Below are 16,271 nucleotides of genomic sequence, written 5' to 3' on the forward strand. Positions count from 1 at the left end.
CCCGGCTACCGGCGAGAGGCCCGGCGGGCCAGATCGAGCAGCTTGGCTTCGTGGGCAAGCTCGTCGGCCAGCCGGCTGCGGCCGTTTTCAGGGGCCCGGGCGAGCCAGCCCTGCCAGTCGCCGCCTGTGTAGAGAAGCCGGCGGACGGCCGATTCCCAAAGCTGGCCGGTGTTCGCGGCTCCAGCGGAGGCCTCCAGAATCTTCAGCGAGGCCTCCGGATCGACGGACACCTGGATTCCTGCCAGGACCACTTGGCCTTGCTGTCGGGCCGGGCCATCCGGCAGGCGCGAAAGCCAGTTCCGGGCCGCGGGCAGATCGTAGGGGGCCCACAATTTGATCGCCTGGGCCACCTCTGGGACGCCCGGATCGGTGTCGAGCAAGGCTTCGGCCGCGGCAGCGGGGTCAAAGCGGAAGCTCGCTTCGGGAAACGGCGGCTTGGCGTTTGCCGGGACCGGGTATTCGAGGGCACCTGCCAGTTCCGGCCAGTAGTTCGCGATCTCCCGGTTGTTGCGGCGCCATAGATTGGTCGCGTCGAGTGACGACGCTGGCACCCGCTTGGAGAGCAGGGCGGCCTTGTCGGGAAAGGCGCGGGCGGCTTGGGCCGCGAGCTCGCAGGCCATCTCGCCGGTCCAGCCCAAGGCAGCAAGGGCCTCTTTCGGATCGTCGTGCTCGTGCAAGGCCGCCAGCCAGCGTTCGCAGGCGTGCTCGGGATTGTCGGCGATGCGGATCGCCTCCAGCCGGGGGCTTTCGCGCAGGGGAATCGCCAGTTCATCGGCGAGCGCCAAGGCTGCTTCGGGTTCGCGGCGATACATCGTGATCAGGAGATCGAGGGCCGTGGGAGTGTCAGTCGTGGCGAGGGCTCGGACGATGCGGGCGGCGATCCCGGGCTGCCGATCAAGGCGAAGCCAGTAGATGGCGTCCTTACTCGATTTGTTAGATGGATCTAACAGCCACGCGAGAGCGCCCTCCGGATCCGCCGCGAGCCAGGGCTTCACGGCCACGTAAAGATTGGGTGGCTCGCCGATCACCTTGCGCAGCATGGCATTCCCGGCCATGAGCTTTGCGGTTTCCTCCGGATGGGTGCGAAACGAGGCGCGCAACATCACGTCGAGCCGCAGGTGCCGCGAGGTGAAGCCTTCGCCGGATTTATCGAAGTCGAGGATGTAGCGGATCGCCGCAGGCCCATCGCGGAAGGCCCAAGTCATGGCCAGATGATTGGCGGCTTGGCTACGGTCGGCCGGGGGCAGGGTCATCACCGCGGCGGCGGCAGCGGCGGGGTCTTGGCGCGCCCAAGCGCCGAAGATCGAGCCAATCGGGGTGTGCCAGACCGCGGCTCGCCTGCCTTCCGCCTTGCTGCCATCGCCGAGTGGTTCGGGCGCGGCCTTCGGCATGGCTCGATAGCGGCGGAGTGCCTCCGCGGGGGCCTTGCCCGCCAAGGTCCGCAAGGCCGCCACGGCGAAGTCTGCACGATGGTTCGCGGCGAGCTGGTCCCAAGCCGACGCGGCATTCATATCCGCCAGCGCGGAGAACGACTCGGGAGTGAGATCGACCGGTCGGCCGGTGCGGGTGGCAAGTTCTTCCCGGGCGAGCACCTGCAAGAGATCGTCACCTTGTACCGGGTGGCCATCGCGCCGCTTGGCAAAGAGCGCGGGCAGCCTTTGCAGATCCTCTGCCGTGGTCTCGCTGGCAAACTCGTCCCAGCGGTCCGCCCACTGGTTCATGGGTCGGATCCCGAAATCTTCGGCCAGCGCTTCGATCGAAGTCTTCCGCGGATCGGGGCGTTCACGCTTCGTTTTCGTCGGAGCCATGGGAAGGGCCACCACGGGAGCCGCAGGGTGGGAAAAGTGCCCGGCCGCGAAGCGGGTGAGCACCCACGTGGCCGCGAAGCAGGCGACCGGGATCAGGAAGGAGCGGAAGGATTTCATGGGGCGATTTGTTGGAGGGCTTCGCGGATCTGAGGAACGTCTCCGCCGCCATAGCTTGGATTGCCCACGAGGCGTTGGAGGCCTCCGACGGCGGCGCGCCGGTCGGCAGGGGGAAGCGATTTCAACCACTCCACCGCGGCGGCGGAGTCATCCCGCAACGCCCGGAGCGCCATTTGTGGAAGCAGCTCTTGCTCCCGTGCTTCAGCGGAGGCCAACGCGGCGATGTTCATGGCTTCCTCGTAGCTGCCGCGTCCGCAGGCATCTGCCGCGATCCATTTCAGCATGTCGTCCGCCGCCTCCCGGGGGATCTTGTCTAACAGGCCCTGCGCGGTGCCATCGCCAAGTCCTGCCTCAAGGTGCTGATGGAGTGCATTGCGGGCCATGGTGCGCACCGATGCGTTCTCGTCCGAGAACAATTCGAGCAAGGCCTCCGGCGTGCAGGTGGCCTTTCCCAATTCTTCCGTGCCAAGCCAGATGTCCGCCTCTGCCGCCCAGCGGATGGCGGCCGGAGCATCCTTTTCCAGCCAACCGGAAAGGACGTCGTCCGCAAGCCCGCGGATGCCGCGATAGTGGGTGAAGCGGGCGGAGTGATCGGGCAACAGCGCGAGCGCTCGCTGCGGATCTTCCTTGGCGGCGAAGCTGAGTGCCGGAGCCAGGTGGTAGGTATTGAAGGAGCCCTCAAGCGATCGAACGGTCTCTAACAAACGCCACGGATCCTTGGCCGAGAGACCGCTGGAGATGACTTCATAGATGGCATCGCGCTCGGGTCCCGGTGGGGTGGATTGCAGGTGGCGGATCACTGCTTCGGGATCGGTCGCTGCGAGTTGCCCGGTCTCGCGGCTGACGGTTTCGGTGCGGATTTTCCCCGGAGGAAGGGTTTCCGATGCCGGCGGCTGGCCGACCACCGTCAGCATTTGTGCACGGAGCACAGGCCATGGAAGAGCCCCGGCGTGTTTGATTGCTTGCTGGCGGTCCTTCTGTGCCAGTTGCCAGAAGGCCATGTGGATTTCCTCCAGCTCACCCACCTTCGGTTCGTCCTCCGGCTTCCGCTTGAGAAGCGCCTCTACCAGACGATGCGCCTTCTCGTATTTCAGGACTGGATTGGGGTAAAGGTGGCCCTCGTCCTCGATGGCCCACGCGACGGACGGATCGATCGCCGCAAGCAATCCGGCGACGTCGTCATTTTGTCGAAGGATGTCGCGGGCAAGCGTTTGCCGGTCGACGGACGGCATCGCCAGGAAGGCAGCGGCGGCGGCCTTCGAATCGATCTCAAGCCAGCGGACGAGCATCCGTGTCGCAAGGGACGACGAGCGGTCCAGCCCGTATTCAAAAGCGGAGGCTGGTTTGAGTTCGACCCAGCGTCGTGCCGCGAGGTTGTAGGCTGTGCCAAAGGTGCCCATGCCCTCGGAAAGATCGCCGATGTCATCCTCGGCCATGATGGCACGCAGGTCGGCGACGGTGGCTTGGGGAAGAAACTCGACCAATGGCGCGAGGCGTCCGGCGAGGATGCTTTCCAGCACCTGATCCAGTGAGCGCTCCATGCGGACCGGTCGCGGGGCAAGAGCGATACCGGTCGGCTGAGCCACCGTCTTCGGCGAAGAGGTCTCGGAGATGGAAGCTGGCGCAGAGACCACGACAGGAGGCGGAAGCGGCTTGCGCTCGCCCTGCCAGCCAAGGGCTCCGCCGGCCAAGGCCAGCGCGGCGCACGCAGCGACCTTGGTGCCAGAGATCGCTCCGGCCACCGCGCCGCCCATGGCTTGCTGTTTCAAGGCAGCAGCGGCGACTTGTTCTGCTGCCGGAAGCTTCGCCGACGAGACGGCGAAAGCGGCGACAACGGCGGCAGTGGTCCGTGTGCCACTCAGCCCTTGGGCGAGGCGGGCGAGCGCACGTTCGACCCGCTTCTGGCAGGCGGCTTCCGACTTGCCGACGGCGGTCGCCATCTGCCGGTAATCCTCGCCTCCGCAGCAGTGGCGGAGCACCAGTTCGCGGTCGAGTTCCGGCAGCTTGTCGAGCGCCTCGTCGAGCCGGTCGTAGATTTCGGGACGATTCATCGCTTCGGGTTCCGGTTGGAGTGGCAGGCGGGAAAGCCGGGTCTCCTTGCGCGCCAGGGTGCTGGCTTCGAAGTAGGCCGTGCGATGCAGCCAGGCCCGCAGGCGCTCAGGATGGCGGGCGACCGCCGCTGCTTTTATCGCCAGACGGGCGAAGGCATGCTGCGCCGCTTCCTCCGCCAGCGCCGCGGATCCCAACCGCCGATGCGCGACTTGGAAGACCAGCGGCAAGTGCCTCCGGACGAGTTCGGTGAAGGCTGGTTCGCTGCGCGTGTCGCGGAACCATTCCAATAAACTGCGGTCGTCCTTTTCTTCGGGCATGGGTATCGCTTTTCCCATGTACGTCTCCGCCGTGATGGTCACACGACAGGAATCTTCCGTGAACGGAGATTTTTTCCTCAGTTCCAGACGCGGGTGATGCCGTAGGCATCGAGCTTCTGGTCGCAGGAAAGCACCGGCAGAGCGCGGATCTGCGACTCGGCGACAAGCAGGCGGTCGAAAGGATCGCGATGATGCTGCGGGAGAAAGGCGGCCCGGCGCATGGCTTGCCAGCCGGGGGAAATCATTTCGAAGCCGATCTTGGAAAGCACCTCGGGCAGATCTTCGCGGTCTCCCCAGTCAACCTGGAGCTTGCCGAGCGAGGTCTTGATGGCGACCTCCCACAGGCTGGCGAGCGAGACCAGCGAGCGGGACGCCGGGTCTTCGATGCGTCGCGCGACCCGGTCAGGAAGGCGCGGGCTGTCTTCGAGGAAGAAGATGAGGGTGCAGGTATCGACCAAGTGATCCATGGCTCAGGGCTGCTTTTTCAGGGGCCTGGTCATGGGCTCTTCCGCCACCTTCAGTGCAGGCGGCTCGAAGTCGCCAAAGAAGTCCTCAAAGCCAGTTTCGGAGTCTTCAAAGCTTTGAGAGATATAGAAATCCGCCGACTTAAGACAGCCACGCTTGGGGGCAAGTGCGGGGCGGTATGGGTGGAGTTCCGCCACGATCTTCCCATGCCGCGTGAGGGCGATAGCTTCACCGCCGCTCTCCAACTCCGCAACGAGAGCCGAGAGCTTGGTTTTGGCGTCGTAAAGACCCACTTCTTTCATGGGGTCAGACTAGTCGGGTCTGAATTCGTTGCAAGGGAAAATACACCCCGAATTAAATCGGCGTCACATCCACCGACACCTTGAGCGTGTGGCTCAAGCCGCCGACGGTGACGCCGCGCAAGGGGGAGACGTCGCGGTAATCGCGGCCGGTTGCCACGGTGATGTGGCGCTCGCCGGGGCGGACGTTGTTGGTGGGATCGAAGTCCAGCCATCCCTGCCCGGGCACGAAAACCGAAACCCAGGCGTGCGATGCATCCGCTCCGACAAGCTTCGCCTTGCCGGGCGGTGGCAGGGTTTCCAGATAGCCGGAGACGTACCGCGCCGGCAACCCGATCGAGCGCAGTGAGGCGATCATCAACTGCGCGAAGTCCTGGCACACACCGCGGCGGTTCTGCAGCACCTCCAGCACCGGCGTGGCGACGGTGGTGAAGTCGGGATCGAATTTGAACTCGTGGAAGATCCGCGCATTGAACGCCGACACGGCTTCGAGCACGCAGCGGCCCGGTGTGAAATCGGCTCGTGCAAACTCCGCCAATTCCGGCAGCACGGGGATCAGCGGCGATGACAGCGCGAAAGCCCGGGCGTCGAGCGATGCGGGGTCCTTCGAGGTGCGGAGCTGTTCTAACAACCGGTCCCACGGTCCGCCCGCTTCGAGGGGGAGCTGGCCGGCAGAAAGTACCTCCACTTCACTCTCCGCGGTGATGACCAACTCCGGATGCGGCCGCTGAATGGAGAAGTAGTCGATGTGGTTGCCGAATGAGTCCCGGCGATTGCGGTGAAACTCCGGCTGCGGATCGATGCTCAGCTTCCATTTCAAGCAGCGCTGTCCTGGCAAATCCACCGGGCGCAACCGGGCCTCGTTGTGGCACAAGTTCGCCGGCGTGTCGTAGCGGTAGGTGGTCCGGTGGCGGATGCGGTAGCGCATGAAGGAGATGGCAGATGGAAGATGGTGGATGTCAGATGCAGGCGGGTAGCGGCTTTCTTCAATCTGCCATCTACGATCTGCCATCGGCGAGCTTACCCATGCAGGAAGTGCGGCCGGTCGGCGTGGCGGAAATACGTCAGCGTCAGCGCGTTCGAAAGCTGGCCGAGAGAGGACAGCATGTGATCGACGAAGCTCTCCAATTTGCGGCGACGTCCGCCATTGGTGCTCGCCAATGTCGCGATGTCGGTGAGGCGCAAGCGACTGGATGTCTCTACGAGAATACGTTGCTCGGTGGTGAGGCGCGCGCCTTTCGCCTGGCGGGGCAGGCGGTCGATGTTTCCTTCCAGCCGCTGGATCTGATAGAGCAGCGAGCGGGCGTTGTTCGGCTCTAACAAGAGGAGTTCCAGCACCAGCTCGATTCGTGGATAGGTGCGGTAGCGCTTGCGGTAGGTGACGAGGCTATCGGAGGCGGCGAGCACCGTCTCCATTACGAGCTGTTCTTCCTCCGGAGCGCGGCCTTCGACGAGGAAATGGCGGATCACCGCGAGTTGGAATTGCGCCCGTTCGATGCGGCGGCCGGAGTCCAGCAGACGCCAGCCAGCGTCGCGGGTCATACTCTCCAGATTCAGACCTAACAATGCCGTGAGGTGCAGGATCAGACGGTTGAGCGGATCGGTGAAATCATCGAGATCCCGGGTGATGGGACCGCATTCCTCCACCCACTCGCGGATGATCGCCTCGATCACACGCCAAGAGTCCGGTGACCACAGGTCCCGGACGGCGTAGACGGAATTGCGGAACGAGCGGAGGTTGTAGGCCAACGAGCCCACGCGGCCCGGCTGGTTGAGCAGGGACATGACCTCTTCCTCGTCGCTCACGACGGCATGGTCCTCGTCCTCGTGGATCGGCATCGCGTTGGTGACTCCCAGCAAGCCGCCCATGAGAATTTCGCGATGACGGCTGAGTTGGCCTTCATCGTCTCCGATCGATTCCACAAAGCTCATCACCGCGCGGCGCAGCAGGCGGGCCGTGCCTTCGGCGCGTTCGGCATAGCGGCCGGTCCAGAAGAGGTTCTCACCGGAGCGGCTCGGCACGTTGCGCGAGTCCGCCTCACCGGCGGCCTCGGCGTTGTCGTTCCAAAGGCTGACGAAGGGTTCGGCATCGGTGCCTTGGACCCAGGTATCTTTCGAGGCTCCGCCGAGCTGGCTGGAAACGATCTGCGCTTCCGACGAGGCGGCGATGCGGGACAGTCCTCCGGGCATCACGATATAGCGGCCGTCGGACGTCGAGGTCACGAATCCGCGCAGCACGCCGCGGCGGGCTTCGATCTCGGTGCCGGTCAGGCAGGGCTGGGTGGAGAAGCCAACTTGCTCTTGGCCCACGTAGCACTCCGGTGCGGCGAGAATCTTGGCGCGGAGGGTTTCCCGCTCCGCCTGGCTCAGGGTCCCGCCGAAGACCGTTCCAAAGGTCGGCGCGCGGTGGATCGATTTCACGACCAGCTTGTCGAGGTTCGCGAGCACGTGGTCGCGGGTGCGTTTCTCGCCGCACCACCAGGTCGCGGCGGCAGGTAGGATCAGCTCCTCACCGCGCAGATGGCGGGAGATCCCCGGCAGGAAAGCCATCAAAGCCGGATTCTCCAGCACGCCGCTGCCGGGGTGATTCACCACGGCGACATTGCCAGCGCGCATGGACTCCAGCAATCCGGGCACGCCGAGCTGCGAGTCTTCCTTCAGTTCCAGCGGATCGCTGAACCATGCATCGACGCGGCGGATGATGACATCCACCGGCTCCAGTCCGCCGAGCGAGCGCAGCCACACGCGGGCATCGCGCACCGTGAGGTCGTCGCCCTGGACCAGCGAGTAGCCGAGGTAGGAGGCGAGGAAGGCGTGCTCGAAGTAGGTCTCATTCTGTGGGCCCGGCGTGAGGATGACCACACGCGGTTCGCGCGCGCCGCTGGCTGTGGGAAATGACTCCAAGGTCTCGCGAAGAGTGCGGAAAAAGCCTGCGATTCGCCGCACGCCGGTGCGGTGGAATAGTCGCGACATCGCACGGGTCATCACGCCGCGGTTTTCCACGACGTAGCCGCTGCCGGACGGCGCTTGGGTGCGGTCGTTAACAATCCACATGCGGCCGTCGGGACCACGGGCAAGGTCGGCGGCGTAAAGGATGAGCTGGCGCTTCGACGCGAGCCGCATGCCATGGCACGGCCGCAGGTAGCCGCGATGCGCGTGGATGAGTTCCGGCGGCAGCCAGCCTTCGGTAATGAGCCGCTGCTCGCCGTGGAGGTCGGTCAGAATGTGGTCGAGCAGCTCGGCCCGCTGGACCAAACCGGCTTCGATCACTCTCCAATCCTGCTCGGAGACGACCCACGGGACGGCATCGATCTGCCATGCGCGGTGCTCTCCGTCCGGTGCGCCGTGGACGCTGTAGGTGACGCCATTCTCACGCAGCGAGCGGGAGATCTCGGCATTGGTAGCGATGGCTTGCTCCGGCGTGAGGCCGCCGAGCCACGAGGCGACGTGCGACCACGACGGGTTCACGCTGCCATCTGTGGCGAGCATTTCGTCCCAGACGCCGCGGGCATAGCCGGGTGGGAGGATGTTTCTCGGGGTGACCGCAGCCGGCATGACCGAGGGTATGCCCGCATCCGCTTGGTTTGGCAATGGCGGGGACTCCGGGCACGTCATCGCGCCCCTGAATCAGATGCCGTGCCGATCTTCCTTCAACCAGCGTTCGCGGCGGAACCAGGTGTCCTGGCGCTTGGCGTACTGGCGGGTGGCGGCATTGATCAGGGCCTCGCATTCGGCGCGGTCGATCTCGCCGGCGAGGTGGCGGCGGATTTCGCCGTAGCCGATGGCTTTCTCCAGGCCGGGGGCGGGGTTTTGCAGGCGGGCGACCTCTTCGATCGCCCCGCCGTCGAGCATTTGGCGGGTGCGGCGGGCGATGCGGTCGTGGAGTTCCGGGCGGGGCCGGGAAATCAGGATGCCGCGGAGCTTGCTGGCCCGGGCGGCGGTGGCGGCTTCCCAGTCATCGCGGAGGGTGGAGCAGGGGACTCCGGCGAGCAGGCAAACCTCCAGCGCGCGGGAGACGTAACGGCGGTTCTGCAGATCCGTGCGGGCGGCTTCGAGGGGGTCGAGTGCTTGCAGGCGGCCGACCAGTTCCTCAAGCGGGACGGCGTCGAGTTCGGCTCTCAAGGCCGGCTCGCCCGGGGGCAGTGGCGAGGGGCCGTGGGAAAGGAATTTCAGGTAAAGCCCGGAGCCGCCAGTGATGACCGGGGTTTTTCCGCGGCCGAGGATTTCCCCGATCACCGGGACCACCAGCCGCAGGTAGGCCATGGCTTCGATGGGTTGGTCGGGGGAAAGTACGCCGTAGAGGTGATGCGGACACTTTTCCCGGTCTTCGGCTGGCGGCGCGGCGGTGAGGACTTCGAGGCCTCGGTAGAGTTGGAAGGCGTCGGCATTGACGATCTCGCCGTTGAGTTCCGCGGCGATCTCCAAGGCGCGGGCACTTTTGCCTGAGGCCGTGGGGCCGCAGACAAAGAACAGATGCTCGGGGGCGGGCAGGGTCATCTGAAATAGGCCTTATGGGGCCGATCGGTCCTATCAAGTGAGACAAAAACGCCCCGCCCGAAGTTTCCGGGCGGGGCGGGGAATGATTCGCAGAGGCTATGCTCAGGCGGCGGGCTCTTCCGGCTTGGTCGAGTCGGCAGGTTCAGCCGTGGCAAGGGGCTCGGTCGGGGTCATGGTCGCCGCGGCAACGGCTGCCGGGGCGGTGGACTCAGCCGGAGCGGCGGTCTCTTCCTTCAGCGCGTCTTCGTGCTCCTTGGTCTTGGCACCGCTGACGACGAGTTGGCGGCCCATGAAGAACTGATCGTGGAGGACCTCCACGGAGCGCTTGGCTTCCTCAAGATTGAGCATGTCGACAAATCCGTAACCCTTCGATTTGTGGGTGCGGCGGTTGTAGACGATCTCGACGTTGCGGACGGTGCCGACGCCCTTGAAGAGGTCCCGGAGGTCTTCTTCGGTGGCATCGTAGGACAGGTTGCCGAGATAGATGCGGGCGCTGGCGACGTCGCCGCGCTCCGGGCTACGGCGCTGGCGCTCTTCGCGAGGGGGCCGTTCCTCCCGCGGCGGGCGTTCCTCGCGGGGTGGACGCTCCTCGCGAGGAGGGCGTTCTTCGCGTGGACGCTGTTCCAGCGCTTGTTTGGCGATGCGGACGTTCGACTTCGGCTCGCGGGGCGAACCTTCCTCGAAGCGGATGGGTTCCTTCCGCGGGCGGAGCGGCTCCTTATAGAGGCCGAAGATCTTGAGAATCTTCTGCCAGAGGGTCAGCGGGGCGGGCTTGTATTCCTTGTACTCCTTGCGAGGCGGCCGAGGGCCGCGATCACCGCGCTCTTCTCGTTCCCCACCGCGGTCGGACCGGTTACGGTCACCGCCGCCATGGCCATGGGAGCGCTTGTGGCCGCCATGATTCGGGCTGGAGCTGGAGTTGTTCGGGTCTTGGTCTTGCCGGGTGCGATTCCGGCCTTTGCCTCCGCGGGAGCGACGGCGGCGACGTTCTCCGTCGCCGGTGCCGCGGGTGTCAGGTGTGGCGTTCGACATGTTTTCGTTTCGGTTGGCGGGCCGTTCTTGCGACGGCGGGCAGCCGCCCGCGTTCGGGCGGGGCTGCAGGCTCGACCTGCCATTTTCCGGGTCGCCGGCTTTTTGGTGCCGGGAAGTTTCCGCCACTCGATGCGGGACGGGCTGGAAGTCTCCATGGACCCGGGAAAAGGCGGTTATCGCGCGTTGGCCCGGTTTGGCAGGCATTTCCGCGTTCTCCGGGGTCCGCCGAGGTCCGATTGCGTCCGCCCAAGCGGAGCGCTGCTGCCAAAAACTGCGTTCTGGCCGGCGGCGGGCAGCCGGAATGGGTGCGGGGCTGCTTGACGCCGGAAGTCTACCGCCCTCGGAATCAAAGGCAAGGCGCGAAATGGCGGGTTTTGGGTTGAGCCACGGCCCCACCCCGGTAGAGTCCGCCCGCCTCATGAAACGCGCGTTTTCGATTCTTATCCTCACCCTCGTTTCCGCCGTCTCGCATGCCCAGCAGGGTGAAGCGTTCATGGTGGTAGAGGCCCACTCGGGAAAAGTCATCTCCGCAGCGAATTCGGTGGTGAAGCGCCCGGTCGCCAGCCTCACCAAGATCGCCACCGGCGTGATCATCGTGGACTGGGCAGACGCCACCGGCGCGGATCTCAGCAAGGTGGAGGCGACCGTGCCGGCCTCGGTGCAGGCGATCGGCGGTCCGAACCCGATGGCGCTCCAGCCCGGCGACCGGATTTCGCTGCGTGACGCGCTCTATGCAGCCCTTCTCGGCTCCGACAACCTCGCCGCGATGACCGTGGCCGATCACGTTGGCCGTGAAATGCTGCGCGCCCGCGGTCGCACTGGCGACGGCGTGGCTGCATTCGTCACTGAGATGAACGAGCTCGGCAAGGCGATCAACCTCACCAAGACCCGCTTCGCCAGCCCCCACGGGCTGGACTTGCCAAAGCAGAACGGATTCTCCACCGCCGCTGACGTGGCCAAGCTGTCCGTCTATGCAATGCGGAAGCCGGGCTTCACCTTCATCACCCGCCAGAAGGATCGCCAGGTGACCGTCCAGGGCCCGGCCGGACCGCGTTCCTTCAATGTGAAGAACACCAACGAACTGGTCGGCGAGCCCGGCATCCTGGGCGTGAAGACCGGCACCACCAATGCCGCGGGGCCATGCGTGAGTGTCGCCTCCGACCGCGACCCGCTCGTTCGCGACAAGCCGGACGGTGAAAAAGCGGTCACACCGCGCCGCCTCATCGTGGTGGTGCTTAACAACCCGGACCGCTTCAACCGGGCTCGCGGTCTGCTTCGCCAAGGCTGGGATTCCTACGATCGCTGGGTCGCGGCTGGCGCGCCGATCCAAGATCGCGAGAAGGAAATTCTCAACGTGCCGAATCCACGCTGAAATATGGCACTCTTTTGACTTATCGAACCAGTCTCCAACCACCAAACCCAGACGCGATGCGTATCGGTATTCTCAACAGCGGCGGCGACTGCCCCGGCCTCAATGCAGTGATCCACGGTGTCGTCGGTGCGGCGACGCAGCTCGGCTGGGAGGTCATCGGGTTCAAGGACGGCTTTGAAGGCCTGCTTCCCCCGGGTGACTACAAGGTGCTCAAGCCGCAGGACACGCAGGGCATTCTCAAGCTCGGCGGCACCATCCTCGGTACGACGAACAAGGGCCACTTCGCCGCCAAGGTCGGCAAGGGCGACATCGCCGAAGTGCCCGCCGACATCGTCGCCAAGGCTAAGCGGACAATGGATCTGCTAGAGATCCGCGCGCTCGTCATCGTCGGCGGTGACGGCTCGCTGACCACCGGCCTGCAGCTTTTCCGCGAAGGCTGGCCGGTCATCGGCGTGCCGAAGACCATCGACAACGACCTGCGCGCGACCGCCATGACCTTCGGCTTCGACAGCGCGGTCAGCACCGTGGTCGATGGCCTCGACCGTCTGCACACCACCGCCGAAAGCCACAAGCGCATCATGGTGCTCGAAGTGATGGGTCGCCATGCCGGCTGGATCGCGTTGTGGGGTGGCATTGCCGGTGGAGCGGATGTCATCCTGCTTCCCGAAATTCCCTTCAATACCGAGAAGGTCGCGGAGTTCATCAAGGCTCGCGATTCCCAAGGTCATCACAGCACGCTGGTGGTGGTGGCCGAAGGCGCGCACCTGCCGGACGGCGACCTAGCCACCGTGGCGGAGAATGCCGGCGGTGAAGTCCGTCTCGGCGGTATCGGCGACATCATCGCGCGCCGTCTCGAAAGCCTGACTGGCAAGGAAACCCGCTCCTGTACGTTGGGCCACCTCCAGCGCGGTGGCGCTCCCACGGCGCTCGATCGGATCCTTGGTACCCGCTTCGGCGTGATGGCCGTGAAGCTCGCCGAGGAAGGCCGCTTCGGCCGCATGGTGAGCTATCAAGCCTACCACGTGGACTCCGTGCCGATCGAGGAAGCGGTCAATCAGCTCCGCCTCGTCGAGCCCGATGGTGAAATGGTCAAGGCCGCGAAGGCTGTGGGCATTTGCCTGGGCGATTGATCGCGAATTGACGGATTGAAGTTTCTCAAGGAGCGGGTAACCCAAGGGGTGCCCGCTTCTTTTTTCGGGTATGCGCCATGAGCGAAAACCACGGACCCTTTCACCGCTTGGGCGAACCGGGAGGGCCCGGTTGTCCTGTCGGAGTTTTACCGATCACTCTCTGTGACGCAGAGGGCAAGCCGACCTCCGGAAGTCTGTTAGACGCGGGAGCGGAAGCCTCGGAGATCGAGTTGCTCCGCACGATTGCATCGCGCCTCGGCGTCAAGTGGGGCTGCGATGGTATTGGCTGGTGGGCGGTGGTGAAAGCGATCGAGTTCCCGACATGGGCGGTATGGCGTCAGGATGACCACGGTAACTCGTTTCTGGTGGAGGCCAATCTAACGAAATCCCATGCCGAGAACCTCCAGGCGGAGCTAGAGGCGAGGGGACACAAGCAGACCTATTGGGCGGCCGATGCCGTTTCGACCGACGACCCATAGATGGATATCCTCATCCGGAGGAAACGTCGGTCCGACTCGTCCAGACGAGGGTATTCTCATGCCAGCGTTTCAAGCTGGTGGTAAACCCAGCGCATCCATCTGACCGCTCACTTCTTGAGCAGTTCCTTGACGTGCTCGATGTATTTGTCGGGGCCGCCTTCCTGGTAGCCGGTGCGGGCGACTTCACGGCCCTTCGAATTGAGAAGCAGGATCGTGGGATACCCTCGGATCTCGTATTTCTTGGCGAGTTCCGCGTTCTGCTTCTTCAACTCTTCGGGCAGGACCTTTTTACGAGGGAAGTCGAGTTCCACCATGATGAGGTTCTTCTTCGCGTATTCCTGGAAGGCCGGCTGGTCGAAGACCTCCTTTTTGAGTTTGATGCACCAGCCGCACCAGTCGGTACCGGTGAAGTCGACGAGGAGGTCCTTCTTTTCATCCTTGGCGCGCTGCTTGGCCAATTCGAAGTCGGTCTCCCACTTGAAGACGTCCTTGTCAGCGGCGGCTTCCTTCGCAGGTGCCTGTCCGGCCACGAATTTCTTGTCGTCCTCGCTGAGCTTGGAGAGGGCGATCTTCGATGTAGTTCCACCCGGTTTGCGAATGAGGACCTGATCACCTTCGGTGCGGACGTAATCGCCTTCGATCGTGCGGTCGGATCCTGCTTCCTTCCATGTCCTGGCTTGTAGGGTGGCGGGCAGGATCGTGGAGATTACGGAAATGAGGAGAAATGCGGACGTTTTCATGGGAAAGGAATGAGATGGAAAGCGACGCTCTGCCCGGCTTTCGTCTTTCATTCAAAGGTCGGGCGGCTACTTCGCCGTGCTCCGGATCACCCCGTCCTTCACCTTGGTGTGGATCTCCTCGCCCGGAGCGACGTCGGCGGTGGAGCGGATGATGCGGCCGGTTGTATCGAGGGCGATGGAAAAGCCGCGCTCGAAGGCAGAAGCTGGGCCGAGCGTGCGAAGCAGCGAGCGCAGGCGGTGGATGCGTTGGCTGGACTCTTCCAACTGTCGCGATGCTGCCCGTTCAAATTGGCCGCGCAGGCGGCCAAGATGCTCGGAGCGGATCTCGAGCTGTCGTGCCGGATGATGCGCCGCGAGGGTGCGACCAAGTTCCTTGAGCCGTTGTTCACGATGGCGGAGATCGCCTTCTGCGGCGGACGAAAGCCGGCCACGTAGGGAATCGAGCCGTAGCACGGGTTCGCGGAGCAGGCGTTCGCCGCCACGGGACAAGACGCCGCGGCGGAGGTTTTCGAGCATCATCGCGAGTCGCTCGGTGCGGTCATGGACCCGGCGGGAGAGGCGGCGCTTCAGGATGCCGAGCCGTGCCTTCAACTCTTCGCCATCGGGCACTGCGAGTTCCGCCGCGGCGCTGGGTGTCGGGGCACGGAGGTCGGCGACGAAGTCGGCGATGGTGAAATCGATCTCATGGCCGACCGCGGAGATGATGGGGATCGGGCACGCGGCGATGGCTCGGGCGACGACCTCCTCGTTGAAGTTCCACAGGTCCTCGATCGATCCGCCACCACGACCGACGATCAGGACGTCGCTACGAGGAATGCCGTACTTCTCCGGCTGCGACATTCGCTCAATCGCCCGCGCGATCTCGAGCTCGGCACCCCGGCCTTGGACACGGACCGGATAAAGCACCGGCTGCACCCATGGGGCACGGCGTTCGAGGATGTTGAGGATATCTCGGACCGCCGCGCCGGTGTCGGACGTCACGATGCCGACGACCCGGGGAAAGGAGGGAATCGGCTTCTTCCGCTCGGCATCGAACAAGCCTTCGGCCTGGAGCTTGCGCTTCAGGGCTTCAAAGCGTGCCTGCAACTCGCCGACACCGGCGCGCTCGACCCGCTGCACGATGAGCTGGAGCTGGCCGCGGGCCTCGTAAACGCTCGGCTCGGCGAAGGCACGGACTTTTACGCCGTCCTCCAGCACGTCGGCGCCCGGGCGTTTCCGCGCGCCGAACATCGCGCACTGGATCTGCGCGCCATCGTCCTTCAGTGAGAAATACCAGTGGCCGCTGGCCTGCTTCTTCAAGTTGGAGACCTCGCCCTCGACCCAGACCTCGCCGAGTTCGATCTCCAGCAGGTTCTTCATCCGCCGCACGAGCTGCGTGACGGACAGCGCCTTGGGAGCGGGGGCGGGTTTTGGGGCAAAGAGATCGTCCATGGCAGAGGCGGAAGAGCGGAAAGCTGGTGGCGCGGGCTGTCGGGGGGAAGCGGGAGATTAAAGGTGCTTTTGCGGGCCGGAGGCTCCGCGCTCCCAGGGGTCAGCGCTTTTCCTGCACGGCGTTGAGAAGGATGCGCAGCGCTCCTCCGGAAATCCAGACCTCGTAGCAGAGGCAGGCCAGCGAGCAGCCCATCAGCGCCAGCGCGATGATGAACGAGGGAATCGCGAGGGTCTGCGTGCCGGCGATCACGGCGAGCATCGCGATCACGCAGAGAAACAGGCTGAAGGCGCCGAAGAGCTGCATGAGGCGGATCAGCGTGAGCCGCCGCCGCAGATTGTCGATCTGTGCCCGCAGCAGGTCCTCGCCGTCTTGAAGCCAGTCCTTGTGAAGCTGGCGGATCAGGGCGGACAGGTGGAGGAAGCGGTTGGTATAGGACAGGAAGAGCAGGCTGATCGCGGGGAACAGCAGGGCGGGCGTGGAGACTTCCAAGGTCACGCGAACGGTCTAGCGGGCGGCGTGCCGGGTGGCAAC

Annotated in this window: 14 protein-coding genes; 3 read left to right on the forward strand and 11 right to left on the reverse strand. The window is 64.7% G+C overall.

The features are described from left to right. Positions 1-5: 5 nt before the first annotated feature. The 8 genes from OKA05_RS00295 to OKA05_RS00330 form a co-directional block, all read right to left on the reverse strand. Entirely contained in the window at positions 6-1,925 is a 1,920-nt protein-coding gene (locus OKA05_RS00295; RefSeq protein ID WP_264485080.1) for a hypothetical protein, read from the reverse strand. Further along, on the reverse strand, positions 1,922-4,294 hold the full coding sequence (locus tag OKA05_RS00300; protein ID WP_264485081.1) for an RNA polymerase sigma factor: 2,373 nt from the start codon (positions 4,292-4,294) through the stop codon (positions 1,922-1,924). The genes OKA05_RS00295 and OKA05_RS00300 overlap by 4 nt, the downstream gene beginning before the upstream one ends. Positions 4,295-4,371: 77 nt before the next feature. After that, the gene (locus OKA05_RS00305) at positions 4,372-4,761 is read right to left on the reverse strand and encodes a type II toxin-antitoxin system VapC family toxin (protein ID WP_264485082.1); all 390 of its coding nucleotides are present in this window, start codon (positions 4,759-4,761) and stop codon (positions 4,372-4,374) included. A 3-nt stretch (positions 4,762-4,764) separates the two neighbouring features. After that, positions 4,765-5,061, reverse strand: coding sequence for a type II toxin-antitoxin system Phd/YefM family antitoxin (locus OKA05_RS00310; RefSeq protein WP_264485083.1), 297 nt, complete (start codon positions 5,059-5,061; stop codon positions 4,765-4,767). A gap of 52 nt (positions 5,062-5,113) precedes the next feature. Next, the gene (locus tag OKA05_RS00315; protein WP_264485084.1) at positions 5,114-5,986 is read right to left on the reverse strand and encodes a transglutaminase family protein; all 873 of its coding nucleotides are present in this window, start codon (positions 5,984-5,986) and stop codon (positions 5,114-5,116) included. 92 nt (positions 5,987-6,078) lie between these two features. Continuing rightward, a complete protein-coding gene (locus tag OKA05_RS00320) occupies positions 6,079-8,613 on the reverse strand; it encodes a circularly permuted type 2 ATP-grasp protein (RefSeq protein WP_264485085.1) in 2,535 nt (844 codons plus the stop codon). A 72-nt stretch (positions 8,614-8,685) separates the two neighbouring features. Further along, entirely contained in the window at positions 8,686-9,555 is an 870-nt protein-coding gene (miaA, locus tag OKA05_RS00325; protein WP_264485086.1) for a tRNA (adenosine(37)-N6)-dimethylallyltransferase MiaA, read from the reverse strand. A gap of 102 nt (positions 9,556-9,657) precedes the next feature. After that, positions 9,658-10,587 carry an RNA recognition motif domain-containing protein gene (locus OKA05_RS00330; RefSeq protein ID WP_264485087.1) on the reverse strand — a complete coding sequence of 310 codons (930 nt, stop codon included), beginning with the start codon at positions 10,585-10,587 and terminating at the stop codon, positions 9,658-9,660. 418 nt (positions 10,588-11,005) lie between these two features. On the opposite strand from OKA05_RS00330, the gene OKA05_RS00335 reads away from it, so the two are divergent. From OKA05_RS00335 to OKA05_RS00345, 3 genes are all read left to right on the forward strand, one after another. Further along, entirely contained in the window at positions 11,006-11,959 is a 954-nt protein-coding gene (locus OKA05_RS00335) for a D-alanyl-D-alanine carboxypeptidase family protein (protein ID WP_264485088.1), read from the forward strand. Between the two features lie 56 nt (positions 11,960-12,015). Continuing rightward, entirely contained in the window at positions 12,016-13,089 is a 1,074-nt protein-coding gene (locus OKA05_RS00340; protein ID WP_264485089.1) for a 6-phosphofructokinase, read from the forward strand. 77 nt (positions 13,090-13,166) lie between these two features. Then, on the forward strand, positions 13,167-13,568 hold the full coding sequence (locus OKA05_RS00345) for a hypothetical protein (RefSeq protein ID WP_264485090.1): 402 nt from the start codon (positions 13,167-13,169) through the stop codon (positions 13,566-13,568). Positions 13,569-13,675: 107 nt separating this feature from the next. Here the strand turns inward: OKA05_RS00345 and OKA05_RS00350 are convergent, their stop codons facing one another. The 3 genes from OKA05_RS00350 to OKA05_RS00360 form a co-directional block, all read right to left on the reverse strand. Then, entirely contained in the window at positions 13,676-14,308 is a 633-nt protein-coding gene (locus tag OKA05_RS00350) for a thioredoxin family protein (protein WP_264485091.1), read from the reverse strand. A 66-nt stretch (positions 14,309-14,374) separates the two neighbouring features. Next, positions 14,375-15,739: an exodeoxyribonuclease VII large subunit gene (gene xseA, locus OKA05_RS00355; protein WP_264485092.1), complete on the reverse strand. Its 1,365-nt coding sequence runs from the start codon at positions 15,737-15,739 to the stop codon at positions 14,375-14,377. Between the two features lie 100 nt (positions 15,740-15,839). Continuing rightward, the gene (locus tag OKA05_RS00360; protein WP_264485093.1) at positions 15,840-16,235 is read right to left on the reverse strand and encodes a DUF2721 domain-containing protein; all 396 of its coding nucleotides are present in this window, start codon (positions 16,233-16,235) and stop codon (positions 15,840-15,842) included. Positions 16,236-16,271 lie beyond the last annotated feature (36 nt).

Source organism: Luteolibacter arcticus, from assembly GCF_025950235.1.
Taxonomy (GTDB): Bacteria; Verrucomicrobiota; Verrucomicrobiia; order Verrucomicrobiales; family Akkermansiaceae; genus Haloferula; species Haloferula arctica.